1 protein-coding gene and 1 pseudogene are annotated in these 1,527 nt (G+C 71.9%); one reads left to right on the forward strand and one right to left on the reverse strand.

Going from position 1 to position 1,527, the window contains the following annotated elements:
- Positions 1-278: 278 nt before the first annotated feature.
- On the reverse strand, positions 279-956 hold the full coding sequence (gene phoU, locus IH13_RS0130365; RefSeq protein WP_031089293.1) for a phosphate signaling complex protein PhoU: 678 nt from the start codon (positions 954-956) through the stop codon (positions 279-281).
- A gap of 279 nt (positions 957-1,235) precedes the next feature.
- Between phoU and IH13_RS0130370 the strand changes: the two are divergent.
- A pseudogene (locus IH13_RS0130370) lies at positions 1,236-1,527 on the forward strand (two-component sensor histidine kinase); the annotation flags it as partial.

The raw sequence follows: 1,527 nt of genomic DNA on the forward strand, positions 1-1,527 counted from the left end.
CGGAGCCGCAGCCGCAGGCGCCGAGCACGGGCAGGCGCACCACTTCGGTCGAGAGCTCCTGCTGGGGTTCGGTCATGGGCGAATCGGCCATGGTCCCTCCTCAAGGGTCCTCGGGGGTACGACTCGACGGCGTACGGCACGGGCCGTACGGCCGGGCGGCGCACCGGGCAGGGCCCGCCCGCCGTACCCGACCACCCATTGGATGCCCTGCCCGGCGGGCGCATCAACGGCGCACGCGTGCTTGGACAGACGTGCGACCCCTGCGCGGGTGCGCGCTCCTACGCTCCCTCGGCCGGGACCGGTGGCTGGATCTCGTCGGCGTGCTCACCCGTCACGAGGTAGACGACCCGCTTGGCGACCGACACCGCGTGGTCGGCGAAGCGCTCGTAGTAGCGGCCGAGCAGGGTCACGTCGACGGCCGTCTCGATGCCGTGCTTCCAGCGGTCGTCCATCAGGTGCTGGAACAGCGTGCGGTGCAGCAGGTCCATCTCGTCGTCGTCCTGCTCCAGCTGGAGCGCCAGGTCGACGTCCTTGGTGATGATGACCTCGGCGGCCTTCGCCATCAGCCGCTGGGCGAGCTGCCCCATCTCCAGGATGGTGGCGTGCAGGTCGTGCGGCACCGCCGACTGCGGGAAGCGCAGCCGCGCCAGCTTGGCGACGTGCTGGGCGAGGTCGCCGGAGCGCTCCAGGTCGGCGCTCATCCGCAGCGAGGTGACCACGATCCGCAGATCGGTGGCGACCGGCTGCTGGCGGGCGAGCAGGGCGATGGCCCGCGCCTCCAGGTCGTGCTGCAGGTCGTCGACCTTCTGGTCCCCGGCGATCACGCTCTCGGCGAGCTTGAGATCGGCGTCCAGCATGGACGTGGTGGCCCGTCCGATCGCCGAGCCGACGAGCCGGGCCATCTCGACGAGGCCCTCGCCGATCGAATCGAGTTCCTCGTGGTAAGCGTCGCGCATGGAAGTCCCTCTCCAGATCCTTGGCCCGACCGGCGTTCGAGGGGCGGCGGCGCGGGGCCCGGCCCCACTTCTCCTCCCGCCCCCGAGCGCCGGTCGGCCTTACTGAGGCCGGGGTCTCGGGGCCGACCCCCACACTCGCAACGGTGCGGACCGAACGCGTCGGGATCCGGCCCGCCAGGTGAACCGGCACCGTCCCCCCGGTGAACTCTGGGCGACGAGTGTTCGAGATGGCACCCGGATGGCTGGGAAGGTGTCGGCGCACCCGCATAACCTTGAAGCATGGACGTGAACGCGGCGGTCGCCGCAGCTGCCGCGATGGCCGGTCTGTGCACCGGCGTGATCGCGATGCTGGCGTTCCGCTGGAGCGAGCGCGAGCAGAAGCGCCCCACGCGTACGTCCCTGCGGCCCGACCGCGGTGCGTCGCTGCCCCCCGGGGTGGACACCGTCCTCTCCGTGCTCAGCTCCTCCGCCGTGGTGCTCGACGAGAGCGACAGCGTCGTCAAGGCCAGCTCCGCCGCGTACGCGCTGGGGCTGGTCAGGGGCGGGCGGCTGGCGGTCGAGCCGATGCTGC

The sequence above is a fragment of the Streptomyces sp. NRRL WC-3549 genome, assembly GCF_000721935.1.
Lineage (GTDB): Bacteria > Actinomycetota > Actinomycetes > Streptomycetales > Streptomycetaceae > Streptomyces.